The sequence below is a fragment of the Amycolatopsis sp. NPDC104863 genome (assembly GCF_055582965.1).
The window spans coordinates 171,987-194,942 of record NZ_JBVJOW010000001.1 but is presented as its reverse complement, the minus strand read 5'-3'; the positions used below and the strand labels follow the sequence as shown (position 1 = coordinate 194,942).

Genomic DNA, 22,956 nt, shown 5'->3' with positions numbered 1-22,956 from the left:
CCCGCCGTGAAGAGCTCGGACGTCCTAGAGTGGGCACGACCAGCCGAAGCGAGGAAGGACGCCCGTGGCAGCACCATCGTCGGAAGAGGTGGCGAAGCGCACCCGCGACGCGGACCGCACCCGCGCCGAGATCCTCGACACCGCCGCCCGCGAGTTCGCCGAAAAGGGCTTCGACGGCGCGCGGGTGGACGAGATCGCCGCGAAGACCCGCACCACCAAGCGGATGATCTACTACTACTTCACCAACAAGGACCAGCTCTTCGTCGAGGTGCTCGAACGCGCCTACACCGTCATCCGGTCGCTCGAGCAGCACCTCGACGTCGACCACCTCGACCCCGCCGAGGCGATCCGGCAGCTCGCCGGGCTCACCTTCGACCACCACGAGTCCCACCCCGACTTCGTGCGGCTGGTCAGCATCGAGAACATCCACCGCGCCGAGCACATCGCCCGCTCGACCGCGCTGTCCAACCTCGCCAACCCGGCGCTCGACGTGCTCACCCGCATCCTCGCCCGCGGCCGCGAAGCCGGGCAGTTCCGCGAAGACGTCGACGCGCTCGACGTCCACATGGCCATCAGCGCGTTCTGCGTGTTCCGCACCGCGAACCGCTACACCTTCAACGCCATCTTCGGGCGCGACATGCTGGACCCGGCGCACCGCGACCACCACCGGCGCATGGTCGCCGACCTGCTCGTCAGCTACCTGACGACGCGCTGAGCCGCACGACCCGGTCCGCCACCGGCGGGTACCGGCTCAGCACCCCGGGGTCGTGGCCCGGCACGACGATGCCGGCGCCGGCCAGTTCGCGGACGCGGTCGAAGGCGGCGTACATGCCGGGCATCGAATGCAGCAGCGGCGCCGGGCGGTCGTCTTCGAGGTTCTCGTGGAAGTGGGCGGCGTCCGAAGCCAGCACGACCGGGCCGCCCGCCGTCTCGACCCGGACGACCTGCATCCCGGCCGTGTGCCCGCCGACGAGGTGGACGCTCAATCCCGGCACCACTTCGGCGTCGCCGTCGACCGGGTCGGCGCGCAGGTCCTCGAGCGCCACTTCGTCGAGCAACCACCGCTCCCGCGCGATCCGCTTCGCCCACGGGCCGGTCCAGTAGTCCACTTCGGACTGCTGGACCACGCACCGCGCATCCGGGAAGTCGGCGACCGTGCCGCAGTGGTCGTAGTGCAAGTGCGTGAGGACGACGGTGTCCGGGGCCGCCCCGAGCCCGGCGAGCAGCCGGCCGGGCTCGACGTAGTCCAGCCCGGGGACTTCCCGCGCCCGCGCCGCCCGGATGCCCGCGTCGACGAGCACCGTGTGCTCCGGCGACACCGCCAGCCAGACGTAGTAGGCGGTCGGGTGGGGTTCCGCGGAACTCCCGTCGTAGCCCAGGAAGTGCTCTCCGCGGAACCCGTTCCGCCTGCCGTAGCAGAGCGCGTAGACCTCGAACTCGCTCACTGTGGGACGCTGACCTCGTTCCGGACCGGGTCCTTGAGTCCCAGCTGCGCGGTCGGCACTCGGTAGGTCTCCCGTCCGGTGGCCACGGCGATCACGTTCACCAGGCACAGCGCCGCGGTGAAGACGGCGACACCCAGCCACGCGCCCCGGCCGGTCCCCGCCACGCCGACGGCGATCGTCGGCAGGAAACCGCTGATCGCGAACCCGATCTGGGTGCCGATCGCGGTGCCCGACAGGCGCACCCGCGCCGGGAACATCTCGCCGTAGAACGACGGCCACACGGCGCTCGTCGCGGTGTAGACGATGCCGAACATCCCGATGCCGACCACGAAGATCCACAGGTAGCTGCCGGCCGCGATCGCGCCGAGGTACGGGAAGATCAGGATCGCGCAGCCCAGCGACCCGGCGGCGAAGATCCGCTTGCGCCCGACGCGGTCGGAGAACTTGGCCCACAACGGGATCGTGACCACGGCGGCGACGTTGGCCAGCACGCCGACCCACAGCATCGGCGTCCGGCTCAGGCCCACGGTGTTCACGGCGTAGCTGAGCGCGTAGACGGTGAAGATCGTGCTGACCGAGGCGATCAGCGCCGCCACGACGACGCGCAGGACGTCGGCCCAGTGGTCGCGCAGCAGCACGGCCAGCGGCATCTTGGCGACCTCGCCGCTCGCGACCTCCTGCTGGAACACCGGGGTTTCCTCCAGCGAACGGCGGATGTAGTACCCGACCAGCACCACGACGGCGCTGAGCCAGAACGGCACCCGCCAGCCCCAGGACAGCAGCGCTTCCTGCGGCAGCGCGGCGACCGGCAGGAACACCGCCGTCGCGATGATCTGCCCGGCCTGCGTGCCGCTGAGGGTGAAGCTCGTGTAGTACGCGCGCCGGTGTTCCGGGGAGTGCTCGAGGCTCATCGAGTTGGCGCTGGCCTGCTCACCCCCGGCGGACAGGCCCTGCAGCAACCGCAGCAGGACCAGCAGGATCGGCGCGGCGACCCCGACGGTGCCGTATCCGGGCAGGCAGCCGACGAGCACCGTGGACAGCCCCATCAGCAGGAGCGTGGCCAGCAGGACCCGCTTGCGGCCGAACTTGTCACCGAGGTGCCCCAGCAGCAGCGCGCCGAGCGGGCGGGACACGTACCCGACTCCGAAGGTCGACAACGCCAGGAGCGTGCCGGTCGCCGGGGACGAGGCCGGGAAGAAGATCTTGTTGAAGACCAGCGCGGCCGCCGTGCCGTAGATGAAGAAGTCGTAGTACTCGAGCGCGCTGCCGATCCAGGCGGCCAGTGCCGCCTTGGCCGGCCGGCCCACGGGCGGGGCGGTGCCGTTCGGACGATCGGTCACGTCAGTCTCCTCCGTGGGTGCGCCGTCGCAGTCCAGGTAACTAACCAGTCCGGTATGAACCGTACGGTTAATTAGAGAGATTGAACGGCGCCCGCGGAGTTGTCAAGGGCGAGTTGCGCCTGGTGATCGACCTCAGCCGGCGGTCAGCGACGGCGGCGGGGTCGCCGCGCCCCACGCCCGGTCCGGCGTCGCGCTCATCCGGAGAACCAGCTCACCACCGCGGACCACCTCGTCGTGCGTGAGCCACGCACGGTGCAACGGCTTGCCGTTCAACGTCGCCGCCGAGACGTACACGCGGTCCGGCGCGTTCCCGATCGCGCGCACCGTGAAGGTCCGCCCCCGCCCGGTCGCCAGGCGGACGCGGTCGAAGACCGGGCTGCCCAGGACGTACACCCCGCTCGCCGGGGAAACCGGGTAGAAGCCCGCCGCCGCGAGGACGTACCAGGCCGACATCTGCCCGGCGTCGTCATTGCCGGCCAGCCCCGTCGGGCCCGTGCGGTAAGCGTTTTCGCAGACGTACCGGGACCACTTCTGCGTCAGCCACGGCGCGCCCGCGTGAGTGAACATGAACGGCATCTGCTGCACGGGTTCGTTGCTGTGGTTGTAGTTCTCGTTCCACTTCATCATCTGCTCGGGCGGCGTCCGCTCGAAGATGCCGTTCAGCCGCTCGACGAACGCCGCGCGCCCGCCGGCCAGGCCGATGAGCCCGCCGACGTCGTGCGGCACGAACCAGCCCTGCTGCTCGGGGTTGCTCTCGATGCAGCCGTCGGTGTCGCCCATCCAGGTGCCGTCGGCGTTGCGGCCGCGGAACCAGCCGGCCTCCGGCTTGAAGAGGCGCCGGTAGTTCTGCGACGTCGCATACAGCCGGGCAGCGTCGTCGTGCTTGCCGAGCGCTTCCGCGAACCGCGCGAGCGCGTAGTCCGTGTACGCGTTTTCGAGCGTCGCCGAGAGGCTGTAGGTGACGCAGTAGCCGAGCGTGGACCAGTTCCCGAAGTCCGTGCGGTTGGAGCGCGCCGCGGGGCCGAGCGCCACCTCGCGGCAGAACCGGTAAGCCTTCTCGACGTCGAAACCGCGCAGCCCCTTGAGGTACGCCTCGGCGATCACGTTCACCGCGGCGTCGCCGAGCATGGTGTCGGTGTCCTTGCCGAGCAGCTCCCAGCGCGCCAGGCCGCGCACGTGCCCGGCGTCGGTGAGCGAGACCAGCGACGCGATCGTCTCCTCGACCACGGCCGGGTTGACGATGGTGAGCAACGGGAACTGCGCGCGGAAGACGTCCCAGCCGCTGAACAACGTGCGATGCGTGACGCCGTCGCGCACCGGCGCGGTGTCGCCGACGCGGTGGCGGCCGTCGACGTCGCCGAACAGCCGCGGGTCGATCATCGAGTGGTAGAGCGCGGTTTCGAAGATCTGCCGCTGCTGCGCCGTGCCGCCTTCGACGACGACCTTGTCCAGCGCCTGCGCCCACGTGCGCCGCGCGCCGGCCGCGGCGGCGTCGAAGCCCCAGCCCGGCAGGTCGTGCTGGAGGTTCCGCCGAGCGCCGTCGAGGTCGACGAACGAGACGCCGGCCTTGACCGGCACCTGCTGGCCGGCGTGGACGGGGAACTCGGCGAAGAAGCCCAGTGCGGTCCCGTCGCGCTCGGTCAGGTCCGTGCGGACGTCGGCGCCGTCCCAGGTGCCGAAGACGGCGACCGGCTGCGCGAACTTCAGTACGAAGTACACCGTGTAGGCCGGGCTTTGGGCGCCGCAGCCCCAGCCGCCGCCGGTGTGGTCGCAGCGCAGCCACCCTTCGACGGTCGTCGGGTCGGTCTGCCGGACGTGCTGCGCGATCGAATGCGAGCCGTCGGGCCCGATGCGGCGGGTGAGGTCGACCTTGACCCGGCCGGTCCCGGCGTCGTGGAAGGTGAACCGCAGGAGCCCGGCGCGCTCGGTGGCGGTCAGCTCGGCGCGGACGCGGTAGCGGTCCAGCTCGACGGCGTAGTACCCGGCGCGCGCGACCTCGGTTTCCTTGCGGTACGGGCTCTTCGCCTCGTCGCGGCCGGTCACCAGCGGGCCGGTCTGCGGCAGGACCTGGAGGTTGCCGAGGTCGCCGTAACAGCCGACGCCGGACATGTGGAGGAAGCTGAACCCCTCGATGGTGGTCATCTCGGCGGAGTAGCCGCTGCCGTTGTCCCCGCCGGACACGGTGTCCGGGCTCAGCTGCACCAGGCCGAACGGCGCGACCGCGCCCGGGAACGTCTTCCCGCACGCCGTGTCGGCCGCCGTGGTGACCGCCCCGATCATCGGATCGATCTCGCTGACCGAGGCGGGACGGCCTCCGGTTCCGGCGAGCGCCGCGGCCGCCGTCCCCGGCCCGGCGGTCGCGGCGAGCACCCCGCCCGCACCGGCCAGAAACCCGCGCCTGGAAAGAGAACCCGGCTGCTCCGCCATGCCGTCCCGCCCTTCGGCCGTGCCACGCTGACACCAGCACCCTGGCCGAGCGAGCCGAGCGGGTCAACCCAGACATCCGATGTCTGGCTGTTTCTGTCCGATGCGTGTCCGGCGCCCGGGGGTCAGGACCGGATGAACTCCAGCAGGTCGGCGTTGATCGTCTCGGCCTCGGTGGTCGGCATGCCGTGGGGGAAGCCCGGGTAGGTCTTGAGCGTGCTGTTCGCGAGGAGCCCGGCGGTGAGCGGCGCCGAATCGGCGTAGGGGACGATCTGGTCGTCGTCGCCGTGCATGACCAGCGTCGGCACGGTGATCTTCCCGAGGTCCCCGGTGAAGTCCGTCTGCGAGAACGCGACGATGCCGTCGTAGTGGGCCTTCGCGCCGCCTTCCATGCCCTGGCGCCACCAGTTCCGGACGATCGCCTCGGACTTTTCGGCGCCGGGCCGGTTGTAGCCGTAGAACGGGCCCGCCGCCAGCGAAAGGTAGAACACCGAGCGGTTCGCCGCGAGCTGCGCCTGCAGGTCGTCGAAGACGCTCAGGGGCAGGCCGCCGGGGTTGGCGTCGGTCTGCAGCATCAGCGGCGGGACCGCGCTGATGAGGGCGGCCTTGGCCACCCGCGACTCGCCGTGGCGCGCGAGGTAGCGGACGACTTCGCCGCCGCCGGTCGAGTGTCCGATGTGGACGGCGTCGTGCAGGTCGAGGTGCGCGGTCACCGCGGCCAGGTCGTCGGCGTAGTGGTCCATGTCGTGGCCGTCGCCGACCTGCGCCGAGCGGCCGTGGCCCCGGCGGTCGTGGGCGATGACGCGGTAGCCGTGCCGGGCGAAGAACAGCATCTGGCCGTCCCAGTCGTCCGCGGACAGCGGCCAGCCGTGGCTGAAGACGATCGGCTGCCCCGAACCCCAGTCCTTGTAGAAGATCTCCACACCGTCGTCGGTGGTGAGCACCGGCATCTCAGTTCTCCCTTCCGGGTGCCGACAGGACGTGCCGATGCTCCACCGCGCGGTGCGCCGCGGACAGGCCCGAACGGCTCGATTTCCGGCGGGATCGGCTCACGCCAGCCGCTTCCGCACCTCGGGGACGACGTCGTGGGCGAACGCCGTGATCTGCTCCACCGACTCCTCCTCCGGCCAGAAGACGAACGACGTGAAGGGCTGTTCGGTGCCCAGCCGCACCAGCAGTTCGGCCCACTGATCGGCGGTTCCGCGGACGGGCGCGGCGCCGGTTTCGGTCGACAACCGGCCGGTTGTCCCGGTGATCGTGCCGACCACCTGCGCGATCCGGCGGACCGACGCCGGGTCGCGTCCCGTGGCCACGGCCGCGTCGTCGATCAGGCGGTGGGCTTCGGCCCACTTCTCGTAGGGCAGGTACGCGGCGATCGGCGCCGCCCAGCCGTCGGCGAGCTCGCCGGTGAGGGCCAGCGCCTTCGGCCCCTGGGCGCCGGTCCAGATCTCGATCGGGTGCGCGGGCGCCGGCCCGGGCGGCACGCCGTCGACGCGGTAGTACTCCCCCGCCAGCTCGACCGGCGCCGAGCCCGCCGCCCAGAGCCCGCGCAGCACCGCGATCGCCTCCCGCAACGCGGCGTTCGCCTCCCCCGGACTGCGCCGCGGCACGCCCAGCCGGCTGATGGCGTCCCAGTACCCGCCCGCGCCGAGGGCCAGCTCGAACCGCCCGCCGGACACGACGTCGAGCGCGGCCGCCGTCTTCGCCAGCACCGCGGGCGGCCGCAGGGGCAGGTTGGCGACGTTCGGGAAGACGCGGAGCGTGCGCGTGGCCGCCAGCAGCTGGCCCAGCACCACGAAGGTGTCCAGGTACGTCGGCACGTACGGATGGTCCTGGACGCCGGCCATGTCGAGCCCGCCTTCTTCGGCCGCCACGGCGCAGGCGCGGATCCGCCCCAGGTCCATGGCCGGCGTCAGGGAGACCCCGAACCTCGGTGCACCCGTCAAGTTAGTCATGTATTATGACTATCATGAATCTGGACCAAGTGAGGAGCTGAGGATGTCGGTCATCGAGCTGACCACGTTCACCGTGGCGCCGGAGAAGACGCAGGCGATGCTGGACGCGCGTCCGGGCATGGTGGCGGCGTTCCGGGCCGACCGGCGCGGGTTCCGGTCCGCGCGCCTCGTCCGCCTCGACGAGCAGACCTGGCTCGACTTCGTCGAGTGGACCGACGACGCCGCGTGGGACGAGTCGAAGGCCAAGGGCGCGAACCTGCCGGCGATCGGGGCGTTCTTCGCCACGATCGAAGCGCTGGTCGGCGCCGAGCGGGGCGCGCGCTACGACGACGCGGAGGACGGCCGACGCGCCGTCCGCACGGTCGCCTACGGACCCGAGCCGTCGCAGGTCGGCGAGCTGTACCTGCCCGAAGGCGACGGCCCGTTCCCGGTCGTGACCGTTCTCCACGGCGGTTACTGGGCCGCGATGTGGGACCGCCGCCAGATCACCGACGTCGTCGACGACCTCGTCGCGCGCGGGTACGCGGTGTGGAACGCCGAGTACCGGCGGATCGGCGAGCCGGGCGGCGGCTGGCCCGGCACCTTCCTCGACGTCGCCGCCGCGGTCGACGCCCTCGAAGGCATGGACCCGGCGCTCGACACCGGTCGCGTGGTGCTCCTCGGGCACTCCGCCGGCGGCACCCTGGCCACCTGGGCCGCGCACCGCGGTGTGCTGCCGCCGGAAGCCCCCGGCGCGAACCCGAAGATCACCCCGGTCGGCGTGGTCGAGCTGGCCGGCGCGCTCGACCTGAAGACCGCCGACAGCACCGGGTTCGGCGCCGTCCTCGCCGACCCGGCGGCCGAGCCGCCGAAGGACGCGCCCGAGCCGGCGCGGCCCGAAGCGTGGCCCGCGGTCGCCGAAGCCGTCGGCGGCGGGATCGTGAAACTCCTGCTGGGCGGGCACTTCGCCGACCGGCCCGAGCACTACGCCTGGACGTCCCCGCTCGAACTGGCCGGCGCCGGTGTCCCGGTGCTCGCCGTGCACGGCACGGCCGACGAAGCGGTTCCCGCCGAGTGGAGCCGTCGCTACACCGAGAAGATCAACGCCGAAGGCGGCACCGCGCGGTACGTCGAGGTCGAGGGCGGCACCCACTTCGACGTCGTGCACCCGGACCACCCCGTCTGGCCGGTCGTCACCGGCTGGCTGCAGGAAACCGTGACCAGCCACGAGGAGCGGGCATGACACTCGACCACGAAGCGGTCTTCGAACAGGCCTGGGCCGCGCCGGGCGCCACGAAGGTCGACCTTCCGCCGGTCCGGGTCAACACCGTGCTGCGCGAGCGCTACGACGTCCGGCCGCCGTTCGCCTACACCGGCGTGCAGCTGTGGGACATGGAGGTGCGCAAGGCCGCGGCGCCCGACAAGTACATCCCGACGGTCGTGAAGGCGGGCAGCGCCGAGAAGTTCCCGAGCGTGCGCCGCGGCCGGTTCGAGGACTTCACCCGCGTGTCCGACCAGCGGCTGTGGGCCGACCCGGACCGGTTCGCGACGATCATCGAGCACGTGCGCCTCGACCACGAGAACCGGCGGGCGTTCTTCCTCGGCGCCGAACGCTTCGAGGCGCCGGACGGCCGTGTCTTCACCGCCGGTGAAGGGCAGCCGATCTTCCACGTGGAGCACTCGGTCGGCGGTCCGGAGGACGACCCGCTCAACCTCTGGCGGATCGTGCACCTGACCGAAATGCCGGAGCAGTCCTTGGTGGACGCGTTCGACGCGCTCGCGAACGACCGGTACCTGCGGGTGTTCGTCGAGGTCCACCTGCGCGACGACCTCGGGCGAGAGCTCGTCCGGCGCTGAGGGGCCGGTCGTTAGGGTGGGGCGGCAGCTGAGCGGAAGGAGCGGCGATGGTCACGCGGGCGGAGCGGAACGCGACGGACCCCGACCTGGGTGTCCTGGCGGGCCGGCTGTTGTTCGCGGTGCAGCGTGAGCTGTTCTCGACGCTGGCCGAGGAGGGGTTCGCCGACCTGAAACCCCGCCACGGCGCGGTGCTCGCCTACCTCGACCCGGACGGCGTGCGGGCGACCGACCTGTCCCGGCTTTCCGGCCAGCACAAGCAGAACGTCGGGACGCTGATCGACGAGCTCGAGTCCCTCGGGTACGTCGAGCGGCGCCCCGACCCGAGCGACCGCCGCGCGAAGCTGATCTGCCCGACGGTCCGCGGCCTGGCCCAGATGCGGGCCGCGGACACGATCATGGCCGCCATCCAGCGGCGGCACGCCGAGCGGGTCGGGGCCGAGGACTACGCGCGGTTCAAGCGGATGTTCACCGACATCACCGTGCACCAGCGCAACCACGCGGGCGCGGACGAGGACTGACCGGCTAGGGCACGAGCACAAGACGTCCGAAGACCTCGCCGCCGGCCAGCTTCCGGTGGGCCAGCACGGCTTCCGCCAGCGGCAGCACCTCGTGCACCACTGCCTTCAGCTCACCCCGGACGGCCGAGCCGAACAGCTCCGCCGTCACCGCGCGCCGGTCGGCTTCCGGGACCGTGTTCGTGCTGAACGTCGCGAACGACAAGGACTTCTGGAACGCCGCGAACATCGCGGTGCCGAAGTCCGCCGGCGGGTCGCCCGCCACTGCGCCGACCGCCACCAGGCGGCCGTTGGGGTTCAGCTTCGCGAAGTACGACGGCAGGTCCGCGCCCGCGACGACGTCGATCACGATGTCGTAGCCCGAGCCTTCGCCGTCGCGGCCCAGCACCTCGGTGGCGCCGAGCTCGCGCAGGCGGGCGCCGCGCTCGGCGGACGACGTCGTGACCGCGATCGCGCCCGCTCCGGCGCGGGCGGCGAGCTGGACCGTCATGATCCCGATGCCACCGGCCGCGCCGCGGACGAGCACGGACTCGCCGGGTGCGAAGCGCGCGTGGCGCAGGCCGAAGTGGGCCACCATCCCGGAGCTGCCGAGCGTCACCGCGTCGACAGCGGACAGGGTTTCCGGCAGGGGCACCAACGTCGCCGCCGGGGCGACCGCCTGCTCCGCGTACCCGCCGCCCACCCCGGCGAACGCCCACACGCGCCGGCCCACCCAGGACGGGTCAACACCGTCGCCGACGGCCGTCACCGTGCCCGCCACCTCGCCGCCGAGGACGTGGCCCTCGGTGAAGCCGTACGCGGCGAGTGCGCCGCTCCTGACCAGGACGTCGACCCCGCCGACGCCGATCGCCTCGATGGTGACGAGCACCTGCCCGCCGCCCGGGCGCGGGTCCGGGAGGGTGACCACCGCGAGGCCGTCCGGGCCGCCGAACTCCTGTACCGCAATCGCTTTCACGCGGCGGACCGTAACGGACGGGGGCGTCCGGTTGGCTAAAGTGAGAGGGTGCCCGACCGGTTGCCTCACATCCTGCGTTCCGACGCCCGGGACAACCGCGCGCGCCTCCTCGAGGCGGCGCGCGAGGTGTTCGCCGTCGACGGCCTGGACGTGCCGATGCGCGAGATCGCCCGGCGCGCCGGGGTCGGGCCCGCCACGCTCTACCGGCGCTTCCCGACCAAGGAGGACCTGGTCACCGAGGCTTTCGCCGAGCAGATGCGCGCCTGTTACGCCATCGTCGACGACGGCCTGGCCGACCCGGACCCCGGGCGCGGCTTCCGCGAGGTGATCGAGCGGCTCTTCGAGCTCCACGCCCGCGACCGCGGCTTCACGTCGGCCTTCGTGGCGGCGTTCCCGCACGCGATGGACTTCGCCTCGGACCGCGCGCAGGGGGCGAAGTCCCTCGCGGAGCTGACCCACCGCGCGAAGGAAGCCGGCTACCTGCACCCCGACGTCGTCCCGGACGACGTCATTCTGGTGCTCACGGCCAACAGCGGCATCCACGCGTCGTCACCGGCCACCCGAGTCGCGGCTTCACGACGCTTCGCTGCGCTGGCGATCCGCGGCCTGCGGCGTCACCCGGAAGCCCGGGACGGTTGAACTCGCCGCGGGCTGGGCAGTAACCCGATCGTGTACCGCGGTTGAGACCAGCAGCCGCCCCCGCAACCGCACGGCCTCGCCCGCCCAGGGCGGCCGGCACCGCGGGCGGCCGTGACCGCGCAGGCTTCCCGCGTCTACGAGGAGGCCGTCGCATGCTCGACACCGCCACCAGCCCCAGCCCCCGCCACTTGGCCCCGGCGCATCCCGGCCCGACGACCGTCACGGTGACCACGACCTACGAGCACACCACGGTCGCCGTCACCGGCGAGATCGACCTGTCCAGCACCGAGCGGGTCCAGGACAGACTCCGGGACGAGCTGCGGTTCGACCCCGCCGCGCTGGTCATCGACCTCACCGGCGTCACCTTCTGCTCCTCCGGCGGCCTCGCCGTCCTGCTCGACACCGTCACCACCGCCCACGCCCGCGGGCTGCCGTGCGCGATCATCGCCACCCACCGCAGTGTGGTGCGCCCGATCCGGCTCCTGCGGCTCGACCGCGTGCTGCCGATCCACCCCGACCGCGCCGACGCCGAGACCTGGCTCTCGCTGCTGCCGCGGCTGCGCTGAACTCTCCTCACCTCTTTCGGTGAATCACCCCGCGGCAGGCGTGTTTTCCCCGCCCCGGGTTGGGGTAAAAAGCGGCATGGCACCTTCCACCACAGCGGGCCACGAGCCGGCCCTCCTCCCGGGCTGAGCGCCGATGGCCGACATCACGAGCCTGATCCTGGACGACCACGACTGGTTCCGTCGCCAGTTCGCCCGGCTCGACGACCTCACCGACGCCGCCGACCTGGCCGAGGTCTGGCAGCCCCTCGCCGACCTGCTCGACGTGCACGCCCGCGCGGAGGAGGAGATCTTCTACCCCCACCTGCTGCGCCGCGGCGACGACGCCGAAGCGGAGACGCTCGACGCGATCGGCGACCACAACGACATCCGCGACGGCGTGCACGAAGCCGCGCTGCACCCCGTCGGCAGCACGGCGTGGTTCGCCGCCGTGCGCAAGGCCCGGCTGGCCAACAGCGAGCACATGGCCGAAGAAGAGGACGAAGGGCTGGCCGACTTCCGCCGCCACGCCGACCCCGGTCTGCGCGAAGAGCTCGGCCGCAAGTTCACCGCCTTCAAGAAGCAGCACGAAGGCGCTCGCGACCTCGACGTCAGCGACATCGACCCGCAGGAGTACGTCGAGGAAGAGCGCGGCGACCGCCCGGCCGGCGACTCCCTCGGCATCGGCAGCCTCAAGGAGCAGGACTGACATGAACCACCTGATGCGCGCCCTCGCCCCGATCTCCGACGCGGGCTGGAAGGAGGTCGACGCCGAGGCCAAGGAGCGGCTGCAGACCCACCTGGCGGCCCGGCGCCTGGTCGACGTCGCCGGACCGCACGGCTGGGGTCACTCGGCCACCGACCTGGGCCGGACCACCACGCTCGCGTCGGCGTCGCTGACCGACGTCGACGACGGCGTCGTGGTGCGGCAGCGGCGGGTCCTGCCGCTCGCCGAGGTCCGGGTGCCGTTCACGGTGTCGCGCGCCGAGCTGGACGACGCCGAGCGCGGCGCCGACGACCTGGAGTTCGACGACCTCGACCGCGCGGCGAAGCAGATCGCGATGATCGAGAACCGCGCGGTCTTCCACGGCTGGTCCGCCGCCGGGATCACCGGCATCGCCGAGACGTGCCCGTACCCGGCGGCGCCGCTGGGCGACGAGCCCGAGGCCTACCCCGGCGGGGTCGCCCGCGCCGTCGACAAGCTCCGGCAGGCCGGCATCAAGGGCCCGTACGGCCTGGCCATCGGCCCGGCGGGGTACACGCGGATCGTGGAGAGCACCGAGCACGGCGGGCAGCTGGTGTTCGACCACATCCGCCGGGTCCTCGGCGGCGGCAAGGTGGTCCGCTCCCCCGGCCTGGACGGCGCCCTGGTCGTCAGCCTCGACGGCGGTGACTTCGTCCTCGAGCTGGGCCAGGACCTCGCGGTGGGCTACAGCCACCACGACGCCGAGAACGTGACGCTGTACCTGGAGGAGAGCTTCAGCTTCCGGGTCACCGAACCGGACGCGGCGATCTGCCTGACCCTCTGACGCTTCAGCGGAGCGCGGCGGTCACCGGGGCCGCGAGGGTGGTGGCGACGCGGGAAAGCAGCCCGAAGGCCGGGTTGGCGAGGCGTCGCTGCCACACGATCGGCTTCAGCGACACCCGCACCGCTTCGGCGGCGTAGGCGTTGAGGCCGCGCTCGTACTCGTGCACGGCGAGCGGGATCGTCGTGCGGCCCTTCACCGCGTCGGCCAGGTGGGTGGCCAGCAGGTCGGCGTCGCGGACGGCGGTGGCGGCCGCGCGGCCGCCGGTCGGGGGCATGGCGTGCACGGCGTCGCCGAGCGCGGTGACCGTGCCCGAGGCCCACGGCGTGAGGTGCGCACGCGGATCGCTTGTGTGGTAAGGAAAAGTACCCACCGTGCTCAACTCGGCGCCGGCGACGATCTCCCGCAGCACCGGTGACCACGCGTGCACCAGGCCGGCCGCGGCGCGCACGGCGGCCTCGGCGCCGATCTTGCGGACGTTCGGCAACCGGTCGAGCGGGACGTTGATCCCCCAGTAGACGACCGGCGACTCCGGGAACGCCGGCACGTCGACACACAGCTCCGGGTCGAGCATGGGGCCGGCTTCGGTGTCCTGCACCGTGATGAACGCGCTCGTCGAACCGGGGCCGAGGGCGAGGATCGAGCCGATGCGCAGCCGCTTCGGCAACTGCTCGCGGATCTCCGGGGTGAGCGGGCTGCGGCCGGCGACACCGCCGATGCCGACGGGCGTCGACGTGGGTTTGCCCGCCAGCGCCGTGGCCACCCGCGAGGTGGCGCCGTCCGCGCCGACGAGCAGGTCGCCGTGCTCGGTCGAGCCGTCGGCGAAGTGCGCGGTCACCGTGCCGTCGGGGTGGGTTTCGTGACGGACGAACTCGCTCTTCCAGTGGATCGCGTCATCGAGGCCGTGGGTGAGTAGCACGCGCAGCGGTAGGCGTTCGACGAAGAGCATCTCCTCCTCGAGCGGGATCGTCGCCTTGGCGAGCGGGCGCAGCCGGTGGTCGGCGAACGTGATCCCGCGGTGGGCCGCCCGGTTCGGCGAACTGGCCAGCAACGCTTGGTACGCCGCAGCCGGGAGGACTCTGCGCAGGACCCGGCACGCGGCGTCGTCGATGTGAAGCCGGTAACCGCCGGTCGCCTCGGCGCGGGGGTCGCGGTCGTGCACCGCGACGTCGATCCCGTGGGTGCGCAGGGCCTGGGCGAGGGTCAGGCCGCCGATGCCCGCGCCGATGATGATGACTCGCATGACTGTTCCTCACTGAGTACTGGTTGGTCAGACTTCACTATAATCAATATAGTCAGATCTACTCAATTGAGGCGACAGTGACCCCCGTCACGAGGGTTCTCGAAGATCAGCGGGTCAGCTGCCGGCCGAGGATCTCGGTCAGCCAGCTTTCGTACCGGTCGTCGGTCCAGCCGAGCCCGGTGGTGCCGCGGAAGTAGAGCTCCAGCGCGCTGAGCATCCACGCGTGCTCGACGGCTTCTTCGCGGGTGACGTTCGCGGGCAGCACGCCGGCTTCGTCCAGCGACGCGATGATCGGCACGAGCCACTCCCGCGCTTCGCGCTCACCGTGGTTCTTCAGCTCGACCACGGCGGGATCACTCGACGCGTTGACCGCCGCGGCCCACATGTCCCGGCCGTTCGAGTACAGCTTGCGGAGGAACGACGCGTACAGCCCGAGCTTGCGGTGCGGATCGGGCTCGGCCTGGATGCGCGCGCCCCACTCCTCGCGGTCCGCCTCCGCCTCCAGGCGGGCGATCAGCTCGCCGACGATCGCCGCCTTCGACCCGAAGGTCGCGTAGACCGTGGGCGTCGCGACCTTGGCGTGCTTGGCGATCATGGCGACGGTCGTCCCGGCGAACCCCTGCTGCGCGAACAGCTCCCGCGCGGCGTCGACGATCCGGGCCCGCGTCGCGACGGCCCGCTCCTCACGCAGCGGCGACTCGTACGCGCGCCGGGACGGGGAGGGGCCGGCCGGATCGCTCACGCCGCGAAGTTATCACTGCGGCCGGCTCTCTTCGATTCGATGGCGGCGGCCGGGCCCGGCGGCCATCCGGGTGAAAGCCAGCGCCGGCGATCAACCGGCGCCGGGGTGAGGAGTGAGGCAGACGGCGGCAGCAGCCGCCAGCTGCCTGACCACTCGTCGAGGAGTCGCACCCATGAAGCTCGCCTCAGCGCTGCGCACCCGGTTCGCCGCGGTTTCGCTGGCCACGATCACCGCCGCGGTCACGGTGACCGGGACCGCGGCCGCGGCCACCGAAGCCACCGGGTACGCGCGGTGCCCCGCGGCCAAGTTCTGCGTCTTCTCCGGCGTCAACGGCGGCGGCGTGATCGCCTACTTCACCAGCGGGGACGGCAACCTGGCCGACTCCTCCGGCCCGCAGGGGATGAACAACACCATCGAAAGCGTCTGGAACCGGCGCTCCGGCGAGGTCTGGTGCCTCTTCCCCGACGCCGGTTACAACGGCTCCGCCACCATCTACCCCTACGGCAACGGCACGAACCTCGACACCCCGGACCGGAACACGACGAGCTCGCTCGTCAAGTGCCTCTTCTAGCCTGCGTCAACCGGGGCGGGCCGAGCTAAGAGCGCCTCACCACGGCACGGTTTCGCCCCACCGGTCCAGGAACTCGAGCCCGGGCTTGCCCAGCCGGGACACCAGGACGTCCACCACGAGCGGGACGGTTTCCTCGAGCGTGAACGGCGCGTCCGGCCCGCCCAGGTCGGTGCGGATCCAGCCGGGCGCCATCAGGACGATCGCGCGTTCCGTCCCGGCCTGCCGGGCCGCGAAGCCGCGCATGAACATGTTCAGCGCCGCCTTGCTGCCGCGGTAGAGCTCGCGCAGCCCGGTGGTGTTGTTGGTGATGCTGCCCTGCCCCGACGACATCGCGCCGATCAGCCCGGCCGGCGTCACGAGGTCTTCGAGCGCTTCGATGACGCGCAACGGGCTGAGCGCGTTGGTCACCATCACCGCCACGAAGTCGTCGGTCGGCACCTCGCCGATCGGCGTCTCGACGTTGTTCGTGGTTCCCGCGTTGACGAAGAGCAGGTCGAGCTTCCGCGGCGACAGGCGTTCGTGCAGCGGCGGGAGCTGGGCCGGGTCGGTGACGTCGAGGTGCTCGATCGTGAGGCGGCCGCCGGAGCGGTCCGCGAGCTCGTGCAGGGGCGTCCGGGCGGCGGGGTCGCGGACCGTGCCGATGACGTCCCAGCCCCGGTCGAGCAGCTCCGCCACCAGCGCACAGCCGAGGCCGCGTGAGGCCCCGACGATCAGGGCGGTCTGTGGGAGTTCGTTCATGCTCGCAGTCTGCCTCCGGTGTTCGCCGGCTTGCTCGTCCGAGACGCCGGTTCGTAGGATCACCTCGATGACAGCGTCACAGACGAGCGAATCCGGCGAAGTAGCTCCCGAAGATGTGCGAATCATTCGTGCGCTGCAGGTCGCCCCGCGTGCCTCGTTCGCGGCGATCGCGGCCGTGCTCGGGGCAACCGAGGGTGCCGTCAGCCGTCGATATCGGCGGCTGCGCGCCGACGGTGTCGTGCGGGTCGCCGGCATCCTCAACCCGGGAGCGCTGGGGCAGAGCCGGTGGCTGGTGCGGCTGCGCTGCCGCCCGGGCAGCGTCACGGCGATCGCCGACGCGCTCACGAAACGCGAAGACGTCAGCTGGGTGACCCTCGGCGCCGCGGGTTCCGAGATCACCTGCGCGGTGCGCTCCCGCACGCCGGAGCAGCGTGAAGACCTGCTCGGGCACCGGCTCCCGCGCACGGCGGCGGTCCTCGACATCCACGCGGCCGCGATGCTGCGCCAGTTCGTCGGCGGGCGCGGGCACTACTGGGCCGCGCTGCGCGGCATCCTCACGCCCGCCCAGGAAGCCGCGCTGGGCACCGAAGGCAGCCCGTTTCCGGAGGTCCCGGTCGTCAGCCGCGAGCCGCTGGACCTCACGCCCGAGGACGAGAAGCTGCTCGACGTCCTCGCCGAGGACGGCCGCGCCAGCCTCGTCGACCTGGCCGACGCGGCCGGTCTCACGCCCGGGCGGGTGTCCCGCCGCCTCGAAACCCTGCTCCGGACCGGCGTGGTCCACATCGACGTCGAGCTCGCCGCCGCGGCGCTGGGCTATCGCGCCGGGGCGCTGCTCTGGCTGCGGGTGCACCCGTCGGCGGTCAAGAGCGTCGGGCGGACGCTCGCGCGGGAACCGGAAATCGCTTTTGCCGCCGCCATTTCCGGTCCGCACAACATCCACGCTGTCGCGCACTGCCACGATCTCGACGAGCTGTTCGAGTTCACCACCGACCGGGTCGGGTCGCTGCCGGGGTTGCAGAGCATGGAGATCTCCCCCGTGCTCCGGCAGCTCAAGCAGTCCGGCACCCTGCTGGCCGGCGACCGCCTCGCCGCGCGCTAACGAGCGTCTTCGAACCGCTGGTTGCCCAGCACGCCCAGCAGCTGCAGCTTCTCGAACGCCTCCGTGCGCGGAGCCGCGGTCAGCACCAGCAACGCCTGCGACTGGTCTTCGGTGAACAGCGCCTGGCAGTCCACTTCGATCTCGCCGACCTGGGGATGCACGAGCACCTTGTGGTCCTCGAAGCGCTTCGCGACCTCGTGCCGCTCCCACAGCGCCGCGAACTCCGCGCTCTCCCGCTTGAGCGCCCGGACCAGCTCCCCCGCCCGTGAGCTCGGGCCCATCGAGCCGTGCGCGGCGCGCAGGTTCGCCACCAGCGCGCGGCTCTGCCGGTCGCGGTCGTGCTCGGGGTAGATCAGCCGTTCCGCCGGCTCGGTGAACCAGCGGTAGATCTCGCTGCGCGCCAGTCCTTTGTGGTCGGTCCGGCCGCCGTAAAGCGCTTCGGCGAGGCGGTTCCGCACCAGGACCTCACCGAGGTTGGACAGGATCAGCGCGGGGGTGTCCGACAGCCGGTCGAGCACCCGCAGCAACGCCGGCGCGACGTGCGTGGCCGTCACCGCGGGCGAAGGAGCGTTGCGGCCGGCTACCACGAACAGGTAGTCCCGTTCGTCGTCGCGCAGCCGCAGCGCGCGGGCCAGCGCGGCCAGCGTCTGCTCGCTCGGCTGCGGCCCGCGTTGCTGTTCCAGGCGGGTGTAGTAGTCGGTCGACATCGCGGCCAGCGACGCGACCTCTTCCCGCCGCAGCCCGGCCGTCCGGCGGCGCGCCCCCGGCGGGAGGCCGACGTCTTCGGGCCGCAGCTGCTCACGGCGGCGACGCAGGAAGGCCGCCAGCTCCGCTCGATCCATGCTCCCCAGTATCCCGCCTTCCCGGCGGCCAGCCAGGGATCGCCGGTCCCCCGATAGCCGCTCTCTGGCGGCGCCGTCGCCGGTGGCCGAAGCTCAGGACATGGACATCACCGGAAACACCATCTTCATCCCCGGCGCCACCAGCGGCATCGGCCTGGCGCTCGCACTCGCCCTCCGGGAGCGCGGCAACACCGTGGTCGTCGGCGGCCGGCGCACCGACCGGCTGGAGACGATCGCCGCCGAGCACCCCGGCCTCGGCACCGCGGCGATCGACACCGCGGACGCGGCGAGCGTCGAGGCCGCCGCGAAGGACGTGCTCGCCCGCTACCCGGAGCTGAACGTGCTGGTCACCATGGCCGGCGTGATGCGGGCGGAGGACTGGCACCGGCCCGAGACGTTCCTGGAGTCGGCCGAGAACATCGTGACGACCAACGTCCTCGGCCCGATCCGCCTGATCGCGGCGTTCGTCGAGCACCTGCAGAGCCGGCCGGACGCCACCATCGTCACCGTCTCATCCGGACTGGCCTTCACCCCGCTGAAGGTCACCCCGAGCTACAACGCGTCCAAGGCGGCGATCCACATGCTCAGCGAGTCGCTGCGGCTGCAGCTGGCCGACACGTCGGTGAAGGTGCTCGAGCTCGTGCCGCCGTCGGTCCAGACGGACCTCATGCCCGGCCAGGCCGACAACGAGCACGCCATGCCGCTGGCCGAGTTCATCACCGAAGTGGTGACACTGCTGGAAACCCAGCCGGACGCGACCGAGATCCAGGTCGAGCGGGTCAAGTTCCTGCGGTACGGCGAGGCGCGTGGTGACTACGCCCAGGTGGTCGCGGCGTTGAACCAGACGGATCCCCACGGAAAGTGAGGCCCTGACCGGGGCCGTCAGCATCGCAGACCTCCGATCGAGGTCGCGCTCACGCGGCTCGCCTGCCTCGGCTCCCGAGGCGGGCGAGCCCAGGTGCCGGACGAGGATACGGCGTGGGCGCTGACCTTGGTCGGCGGGTTTGTTCACAGCAGCCAGCGAACGAGCTGGCAGGACGATTCGCGAGCACTGTCAGCACACAGGAGCGACCTCATGACGCCACCGACAATGACGCGTCGGCATCACGAAGCTCGGGATCCTTGCCGAACATCGCGCGGAATTTCTCCGGAGTGTTGATCTCCGCGACGCATTTCTTGACGTAGGCGGGCGTGTACAGGTAGTTCCGATGCGGTGCGCTGTAAATGCAGTACCTGGCGTCGGTCTTCTCAGGCGGCTCGCCCTCCAGCGGGCGAACGTTGTGCTTCTTGCGCATCGTGGTGAAGTGGACCTGGTTGAACTTGAACGGCAACTGATCCGCGATCGCGTGCATCGCCTGCGCCGGGAGTAATTCGTCCTTCAGCCCCACATCTCGCAGCTTCTCCGCGACCACGACGGTACCAGCCTTCGCCTGGTCTTGGATTCGCTCAAGATCCATCTCCGACAAGTCACCGGCTCGCACGAACGTGACCGCCAAGTCGGCCTCGGACGTCGGCCCCTTCACCGGAGTCAACCGGATCCGGTAGACGAACCGCTCATCGTCTCGGACCGACTGGTCGAGTGCGCCCTCGAAACTGGTGATGTAAGTCCTTGCTGCAGCAGGGACGCCACGACGCAGCTTCCGCTGCTCCTCCATGCCGGCAGGAGTGAACGACTGAACAAAGATCGGGAAGCGCAACTCGTCGGCAAGACTGTGCTCGGGACCGAATCGGCCTACCAACTCCGCCTCGAAGTTGATCACCAACGCGTGGGCGTGCGCAGCGGTAGCGACCATCAAGGCAGCCTCGAACCGATGTTCGATCTTGTTGCGCAACCCAATGAAGAACTCGACGTTCGCGCGCACCGGATCACCGTCGGAGAACTCGACCTTCAAGCAGTGCTGCAGTTCCCACGATCGTCGCTGGCCATCTTTGCCCTTGACGTATCGACCACGGCTGTCGCGGTGGAAGAAGTTGACACTTCTGCGCTCGAAGTCGGCGTGCAGAAGGTTCTGCCAGGCCAAGTGCATGTGAACAACGAAGTCCAAGTAGCTCCGCTTGTCGCCCGACCTGTTGTAGAAGTCGATCGCGACGCAAGCTTGGCGGCGAGCCTCCGTCAAGGTATGCCACCACCGCGGTCTCGGCGCCATGAACACCTCCCAATGTTCTTCGTATCAGCGTGCCGAGCAGTTTTGCCACCTGCAATGTCCGGTAATGACAATGGAATCCAAACGGATCAGTTTGTGATCTTCACAGCGCTACCGCTTGCCTACGCCGAGCTATCGCCCCGCGAGTGGGAGCACTAGCTGAAGGAGACGCGGCCCAGCAGCCGGTCCACCACCGCGGGCAGCGGCTGCTCGCCCGAGCCCTCCAGCCAGCGCAGGATGCCGGTGCGGGTGGCCGCCAGGAACGTCGCTGTCATGAGGCGGGCCAGCTCGTCGTCGACGCCGCGGGCGGTGAGGACGCCGGCCAGGTCGCGCTCCAGGGCGATCTGGTCGCTGGCCTGCTGCGCGAGCAGGGACGGGTGGCGGCGCAGCAGCCGCAGCTGGGCCACCCACTCCGGGTCGGGGACGGTCCGGTCCTGGTACAGCTCCCGGCTCGCCGCGCGCAGGGCCGTCCACGGCTGCTCGGCGGGCGGGCGGCCGGCGGCCAGCGCCACCAGCACCCGGGTGCGCTCGCGGTCGCCGTGCAGGATCGCGTCTTCCTTGTTCGCGAAGTAGTTCGAGAACGTCCGGCGGGACACCCCCACCTCGTCGGCGATGTCCTCGACCGTCACGGCGTCGAGCCCGCGCTCCATCGCCAGCCGCAGCGCCGCCTCGTGCAGCGACTGCCGGGTCGCCGCCTTCTTGCGGGTGCGCAGCGTGTCGACGGTGTCCATGCCGCCAGCCTAGCGACGGGAATACACTGCCCATTGCGCAAGTTTGCTCAGTGGGCAATAATTTACCCGGACGTGAAGGGGTGCTGTGAAAACCGAGAGAAACACGGCGGACGCGGCGATGCGGCACCGCGAGGTGCTGGAGTCGCTGTCCGGGCTGCTGCTCGCGCTGTTCGTGGCCATGATCAGCTCGACGGTCGTGTCGACGTCGCTGCCGCTGATCATCGGCTCGCTGAACGGCAGCCAGACGCAGTACACGTGGGTGGTCACGGCCACCCTGCTGGCGGCGACGGCCACCACGCCGATCTGGGGCAAGCTCGCCGACCTGTTCAACAAGAAGACGCTGGTCCAGGTCGCGATCGTGATCTTCGTGGCCGGGTCGATGATCAGCGGGTTCAGCCAGGACACCGGGCAGCTCATCGCCGCCCGCGCGTTCCAGGGCATCGGCGTCGGCGGCCTGCAGGCGCTGGTCCAGGTCGTGATCGCCGCGATCATCCCGCCGCGCGAACGCGGCCGGTACAACGGCTACCTCGGCGCCGTCATGGCGGTCGCCACCGTCGGCGGCCCGCTGCTCGGCGGGCTCATCGTGGACGTGCCGTGGCTCGGCTGGCGCTGGTGCTTCTTCGTCGGCGTGCCGATCGCGGTGATCGCGTTCGTCGTGCTGCAGCGCACCCTCAAGCTGCAGACCGTGCGGCGCGACGACGTTCAGGTCGACTACCTCGGCTCCGGCCTGATCGCCGCCGGCGTGAGCGTCCTGCTGATCTGGGTGTCCTTCGTCGGCAACTCGTTCGGCTGGCTTTCGTGGCAGACCGGCGTCATGGTGGCGGGCGGCGTGGTGCTGCTCGCGCTCGCCGTCCTGGTGGAGACGAAGGTGCGCGAACCCGTCGTGCCGCTGAAGATCGTCGTCCAGCGCACCCCGGCGCTGGCGATCATCGCGAGCCTCGCGGTCGGCATGGCCATGTTCGGCGGCGCGGTGTTCCTCGGCCAGTACTTCCAGATCGGCCGCGGGTACACCCCCACCGAAGCCGGCCTGCTGACCATGCCGCTGATGGCGGGGGTGCTCGTCTCCTCGACCGTCTCCGGGCGGCTGATCAGCCGCACCGGGAAGATCAAGCCCTACATCGTGGCCGGCACGATCATCCTGGTGCTCGGCTTCCTCGGGCTCGGCCTGGTCGACCACGCCTCACCGCTGTGGATCGTCGGGGTCGCGATGGCCGTCGTGGGCGTCGGTGTCGGCATGACCATGCAGAACCTCGTGCTGGCCGTGCAGAACGACGTCCCCCTGCGCGACCTCGGCGCGGCGAGCGCGACGGTGACCTTCTTCCGCTCGCTCGGCGGCACCATCGGCGTCTCGGTGCTGGGCGCCGTGCTCGCCAACCGGGTCACCGCCGACCTCTCGGCCGCCCTGCACGCGCCGGCGGGCCAGGCGTCGACGGGCAGCGTCAGCGCGCTCAACCTCAAGGCGCTGCCGCCCCAGGTGCAGACGGTCGTGCACACCGTGTACGGCGACGCGACCGCGCACATCTTCCTGATCTCCGCGGCGGTGGCGGTGGTCGGGGTGATCGCGGCGCTGCTGCTCAAGCCGATCACCCTGCGCACGACGATCGACCTGGAGCAGCCGGCCGGCGAGCCGGCGACGACCGAACCCGTCGCCCGGTAGGAGGTGGGTGGG

24 protein-coding genes are annotated in these 22,956 nt (G+C 71.1%); 12 read left to right on the top strand and 12 right to left on the bottom strand.

Going from position 1 to position 22,956, the window contains the following annotated elements; genetic code table 11:
• The first annotated feature begins 64 nt into the window (after positions 1 to 64).
• Positions 65 to 715 carry a TetR/AcrR family transcriptional regulator gene (locus ACZ63J_RS00900; protein ID WP_465313383.1) on the top strand — a complete coding sequence of 217 codons (651 nt, stop codon included), beginning with the start codon at positions 65 to 67 and terminating at the stop codon, positions 713 to 715.
• On the opposite strand, the gene ACZ63J_RS00895 is transcribed toward ACZ63J_RS00900, so the two are convergent.
• The 5 genes from ACZ63J_RS00895 to ACZ63J_RS00875 form a co-directional block, all read right to left on the bottom strand.
• A complete protein-coding gene (locus ACZ63J_RS00895; RefSeq protein WP_465400550.1) occupies positions 693 to 1,445 on the bottom strand; it encodes an N-acyl homoserine lactonase family protein in 753 nt (250 codons plus the stop codon). The genes ACZ63J_RS00900 and ACZ63J_RS00895 overlap by 23 nt on opposite strands.
• Entirely contained in the window at positions 1,442 to 2,785 is a 1,344-nt protein-coding gene (locus tag ACZ63J_RS00890) for an MFS transporter (RefSeq protein WP_465400551.1), read from the bottom strand. The genes ACZ63J_RS00895 and ACZ63J_RS00890 overlap by 4 nt, the downstream gene beginning before the upstream one ends.
• 132 nt (positions 2,786 to 2,917) lie before the next feature.
• Positions 2,918 to 5,212, bottom strand: coding sequence for a GH92 family glycosyl hydrolase (locus ACZ63J_RS00885; protein ID WP_465400552.1), 2,295 nt, complete (start codon positions 5,210 to 5,212; stop codon positions 2,918 to 2,920).
• 122 nt (positions 5,213 to 5,334) lie between these two features.
• Positions 5,335 to 6,159, bottom strand: a complete 825-nt coding sequence (locus ACZ63J_RS00880; protein WP_465400553.1) for an alpha/beta fold hydrolase — start codon at positions 6,157 to 6,159, stop codon at positions 5,335 to 5,337.
• Positions 6,160 to 6,258: 99 nt separating this feature from the next.
• Complete coding sequence (locus ACZ63J_RS00875; RefSeq protein ID WP_465439266.1) at positions 6,259 to 7,164, bottom strand: LLM class flavin-dependent oxidoreductase; 906 nt, start codon at positions 7,162 to 7,164, stop codon at positions 6,259 to 6,261.
• A 43-nt stretch (positions 7,165 to 7,207) separates the two neighbouring features.
• Here ACZ63J_RS00875 and ACZ63J_RS00870 point away from each other — a divergent pair, with 43 nt between their 5' ends.
• Genes ACZ63J_RS00870 through ACZ63J_RS00860 form a run of 3 tightly spaced genes read left to right on the top strand, consistent with a single transcriptional unit; the run spans position 7,208 to position 9,518 of the window.
• Positions 7,208 to 8,386: an alpha/beta hydrolase fold domain-containing protein gene (locus ACZ63J_RS00870; protein ID WP_465400555.1), complete on the top strand. Its 1,179-nt coding sequence runs from the start codon at positions 7,208 to 7,210 to the stop codon at positions 8,384 to 8,386.
• Positions 8,383 to 9,000 (top strand): hypothetical protein, encoded by a 618-nt coding sequence (locus ACZ63J_RS00865; protein WP_465400556.1) that lies wholly within the window; start codon positions 8,383 to 8,385, stop codon positions 8,998 to 9,000. The genes ACZ63J_RS00870 and ACZ63J_RS00865 overlap by 4 nt, the downstream gene beginning before the upstream one ends.
• Positions 9,001 to 9,047: 47 nt before the next feature.
• Positions 9,048 to 9,518 (top strand): MarR family winged helix-turn-helix transcriptional regulator, encoded by a 471-nt coding sequence (locus tag ACZ63J_RS00860; protein ID WP_465334575.1) that lies wholly within the window; start codon positions 9,048 to 9,050, stop codon positions 9,516 to 9,518.
• A 4-nt stretch (positions 9,519 to 9,522) separates the two neighbouring features.
• Here ACZ63J_RS00860 and ACZ63J_RS00855 read toward each other — a convergent pair whose 3' ends face one another.
• Positions 9,523 to 10,470: a zinc-binding dehydrogenase gene (locus ACZ63J_RS00855; RefSeq protein WP_465400557.1), complete on the bottom strand. Its 948-nt coding sequence runs from the start codon at positions 10,468 to 10,470 to the stop codon at positions 9,523 to 9,525.
• Positions 10,471 to 10,518: 48 nt separating this feature from the next.
• Between ACZ63J_RS00855 and ACZ63J_RS00850 the strand changes: the two genes are divergently transcribed.
• The 4 genes from ACZ63J_RS00850 (at position 10,519) to ACZ63J_RS00835 (ending at position 13,180) form a co-directional block, all read left to right on the top strand.
• Positions 10,519 to 11,109: a TetR/AcrR family transcriptional regulator gene (locus tag ACZ63J_RS00850; RefSeq protein ID WP_465334577.1), complete on the top strand. Its 591-nt coding sequence runs from the start codon at positions 10,519 to 10,521 to the stop codon at positions 11,107 to 11,109.
• 152 nt (positions 11,110 to 11,261) lie between these two features.
• Positions 11,262 to 11,675: an STAS domain-containing protein gene (locus tag ACZ63J_RS00845; protein ID WP_465334579.1), complete on the top strand. Its 414-nt coding sequence runs from the start codon at positions 11,262 to 11,264 to the stop codon at positions 11,673 to 11,675.
• 133 nt (positions 11,676 to 11,808) lie between these two features.
• Positions 11,809 to 12,360 carry a hemerythrin domain-containing protein gene (locus ACZ63J_RS00840; RefSeq protein ID WP_465313393.1) on the top strand — a complete coding sequence of 184 codons (552 nt, stop codon included), beginning with the start codon at positions 11,809 to 11,811 and terminating at the stop codon, positions 12,358 to 12,360.
• A gap of 1 nt (position 12,361) precedes the next feature.
• On the top strand, positions 12,362 to 13,180 hold the full coding sequence (locus ACZ63J_RS00835; RefSeq protein WP_465400558.1) for a family 1 encapsulin nanocompartment shell protein: 819 nt from the start codon (positions 12,362 to 12,364) through the stop codon (positions 13,178 to 13,180).
• A gap of 4 nt (positions 13,181 to 13,184) precedes the next feature.
• On the opposite strand, the gene ACZ63J_RS00830 is transcribed toward ACZ63J_RS00835, so the two are convergent.
• Together ACZ63J_RS00830 and ACZ63J_RS00825 are read right to left on the bottom strand one after the other, a co-directional pair.
• A complete protein-coding gene (locus tag ACZ63J_RS00830) occupies positions 13,185 to 14,420 on the bottom strand; it encodes an FAD-dependent oxidoreductase (protein ID WP_465400559.1) in 1,236 nt (411 codons plus the stop codon).
• A gap of 106 nt (positions 14,421 to 14,526) precedes the next feature.
• Positions 14,527 to 15,162, bottom strand: a complete 636-nt coding sequence (locus tag ACZ63J_RS00825) for a TetR/AcrR family transcriptional regulator (protein ID WP_465400560.1) — start codon at positions 15,160 to 15,162, stop codon at positions 14,527 to 14,529.
• Between the two features lie 172 nt (positions 15,163 to 15,334).
• Here ACZ63J_RS00825 and ACZ63J_RS00820 point away from each other — a divergent pair, with 172 nt between their 5' ends.
• A complete protein-coding gene (locus tag ACZ63J_RS00820; RefSeq protein ID WP_465400561.1) occupies positions 15,335 to 15,733 on the top strand; it encodes a peptidase inhibitor family I36 protein in 399 nt (132 codons plus the stop codon).
• Positions 15,734 to 15,769: 36 nt separating this feature from the next.
• On the opposite strand, the gene ACZ63J_RS00815 is transcribed toward ACZ63J_RS00820, so the two are convergent.
• Positions 15,770 to 16,471: an SDR family NAD(P)-dependent oxidoreductase gene (locus ACZ63J_RS00815; protein WP_465400562.1), complete on the bottom strand. Its 702-nt coding sequence runs from the start codon at positions 16,469 to 16,471 to the stop codon at positions 15,770 to 15,772.
• A gap of 115 nt (positions 16,472 to 16,586) precedes the next feature.
• Here ACZ63J_RS00815 and ACZ63J_RS00810 point away from each other — a divergent pair, with 115 nt between their 5' ends.
• A complete protein-coding gene (locus tag ACZ63J_RS00810) occupies positions 16,587 to 17,570 on the top strand; it encodes an Lrp/AsnC family transcriptional regulator (RefSeq protein WP_465400563.1) in 984 nt (327 codons plus the stop codon).
• Here ACZ63J_RS00810 and ACZ63J_RS00805 read toward each other — a convergent pair.
• The gene (locus ACZ63J_RS00805) at positions 17,567 to 18,412 is read right to left on the bottom strand and encodes a helix-turn-helix transcriptional regulator (RefSeq protein WP_465313401.1); all 846 of its coding nucleotides are present in this window, start codon (positions 18,410 to 18,412) and stop codon (positions 17,567 to 17,569) included. The two genes, ACZ63J_RS00810 and ACZ63J_RS00805, sit on opposite strands and share 4 nt — an antisense overlap.
• A gap of 100 nt (positions 18,413 to 18,512) precedes the next feature.
• Between ACZ63J_RS00805 and ACZ63J_RS00800 the strand changes: the two genes are divergently transcribed.
• Positions 18,513 to 19,277, top strand: a complete 765-nt coding sequence (locus tag ACZ63J_RS00800) for an SDR family oxidoreductase (RefSeq protein WP_465400564.1) — start codon at positions 18,513 to 18,515, stop codon at positions 19,275 to 19,277.
• A gap of 208 nt (positions 19,278 to 19,485) precedes the next feature.
• Here ACZ63J_RS00800 and ACZ63J_RS00795 read toward each other — a convergent pair whose 3' ends face one another.
• Positions 19,486 to 20,529 carry a DUF3644 domain-containing protein gene (locus ACZ63J_RS00795; RefSeq protein ID WP_465400565.1) on the bottom strand — a complete coding sequence of 348 codons (1,044 nt, stop codon included), beginning with the start codon at positions 20,527 to 20,529 and terminating at the stop codon, positions 19,486 to 19,488.
• Between the two features lie 182 nt (positions 20,530 to 20,711).
• On the bottom strand, positions 20,712 to 21,287 hold the full coding sequence (locus ACZ63J_RS00790; protein ID WP_465400566.1) for a TetR/AcrR family transcriptional regulator: 576 nt from the start codon (positions 21,285 to 21,287) through the stop codon (positions 20,712 to 20,714).
• Between the two features lie 118 nt (positions 21,288 to 21,405).
• Here ACZ63J_RS00790 and ACZ63J_RS00785 point away from each other — a divergent pair, with 118 nt between their 5' ends.
• Positions 21,406 to 22,944, top strand: a complete 1,539-nt coding sequence (locus ACZ63J_RS00785; protein ID WP_465400698.1) for an MFS transporter — start codon at positions 21,406 to 21,408, stop codon at positions 22,942 to 22,944.
• The last annotated feature ends 12 nt before the right edge of the window (positions 22,945 to 22,956 follow it).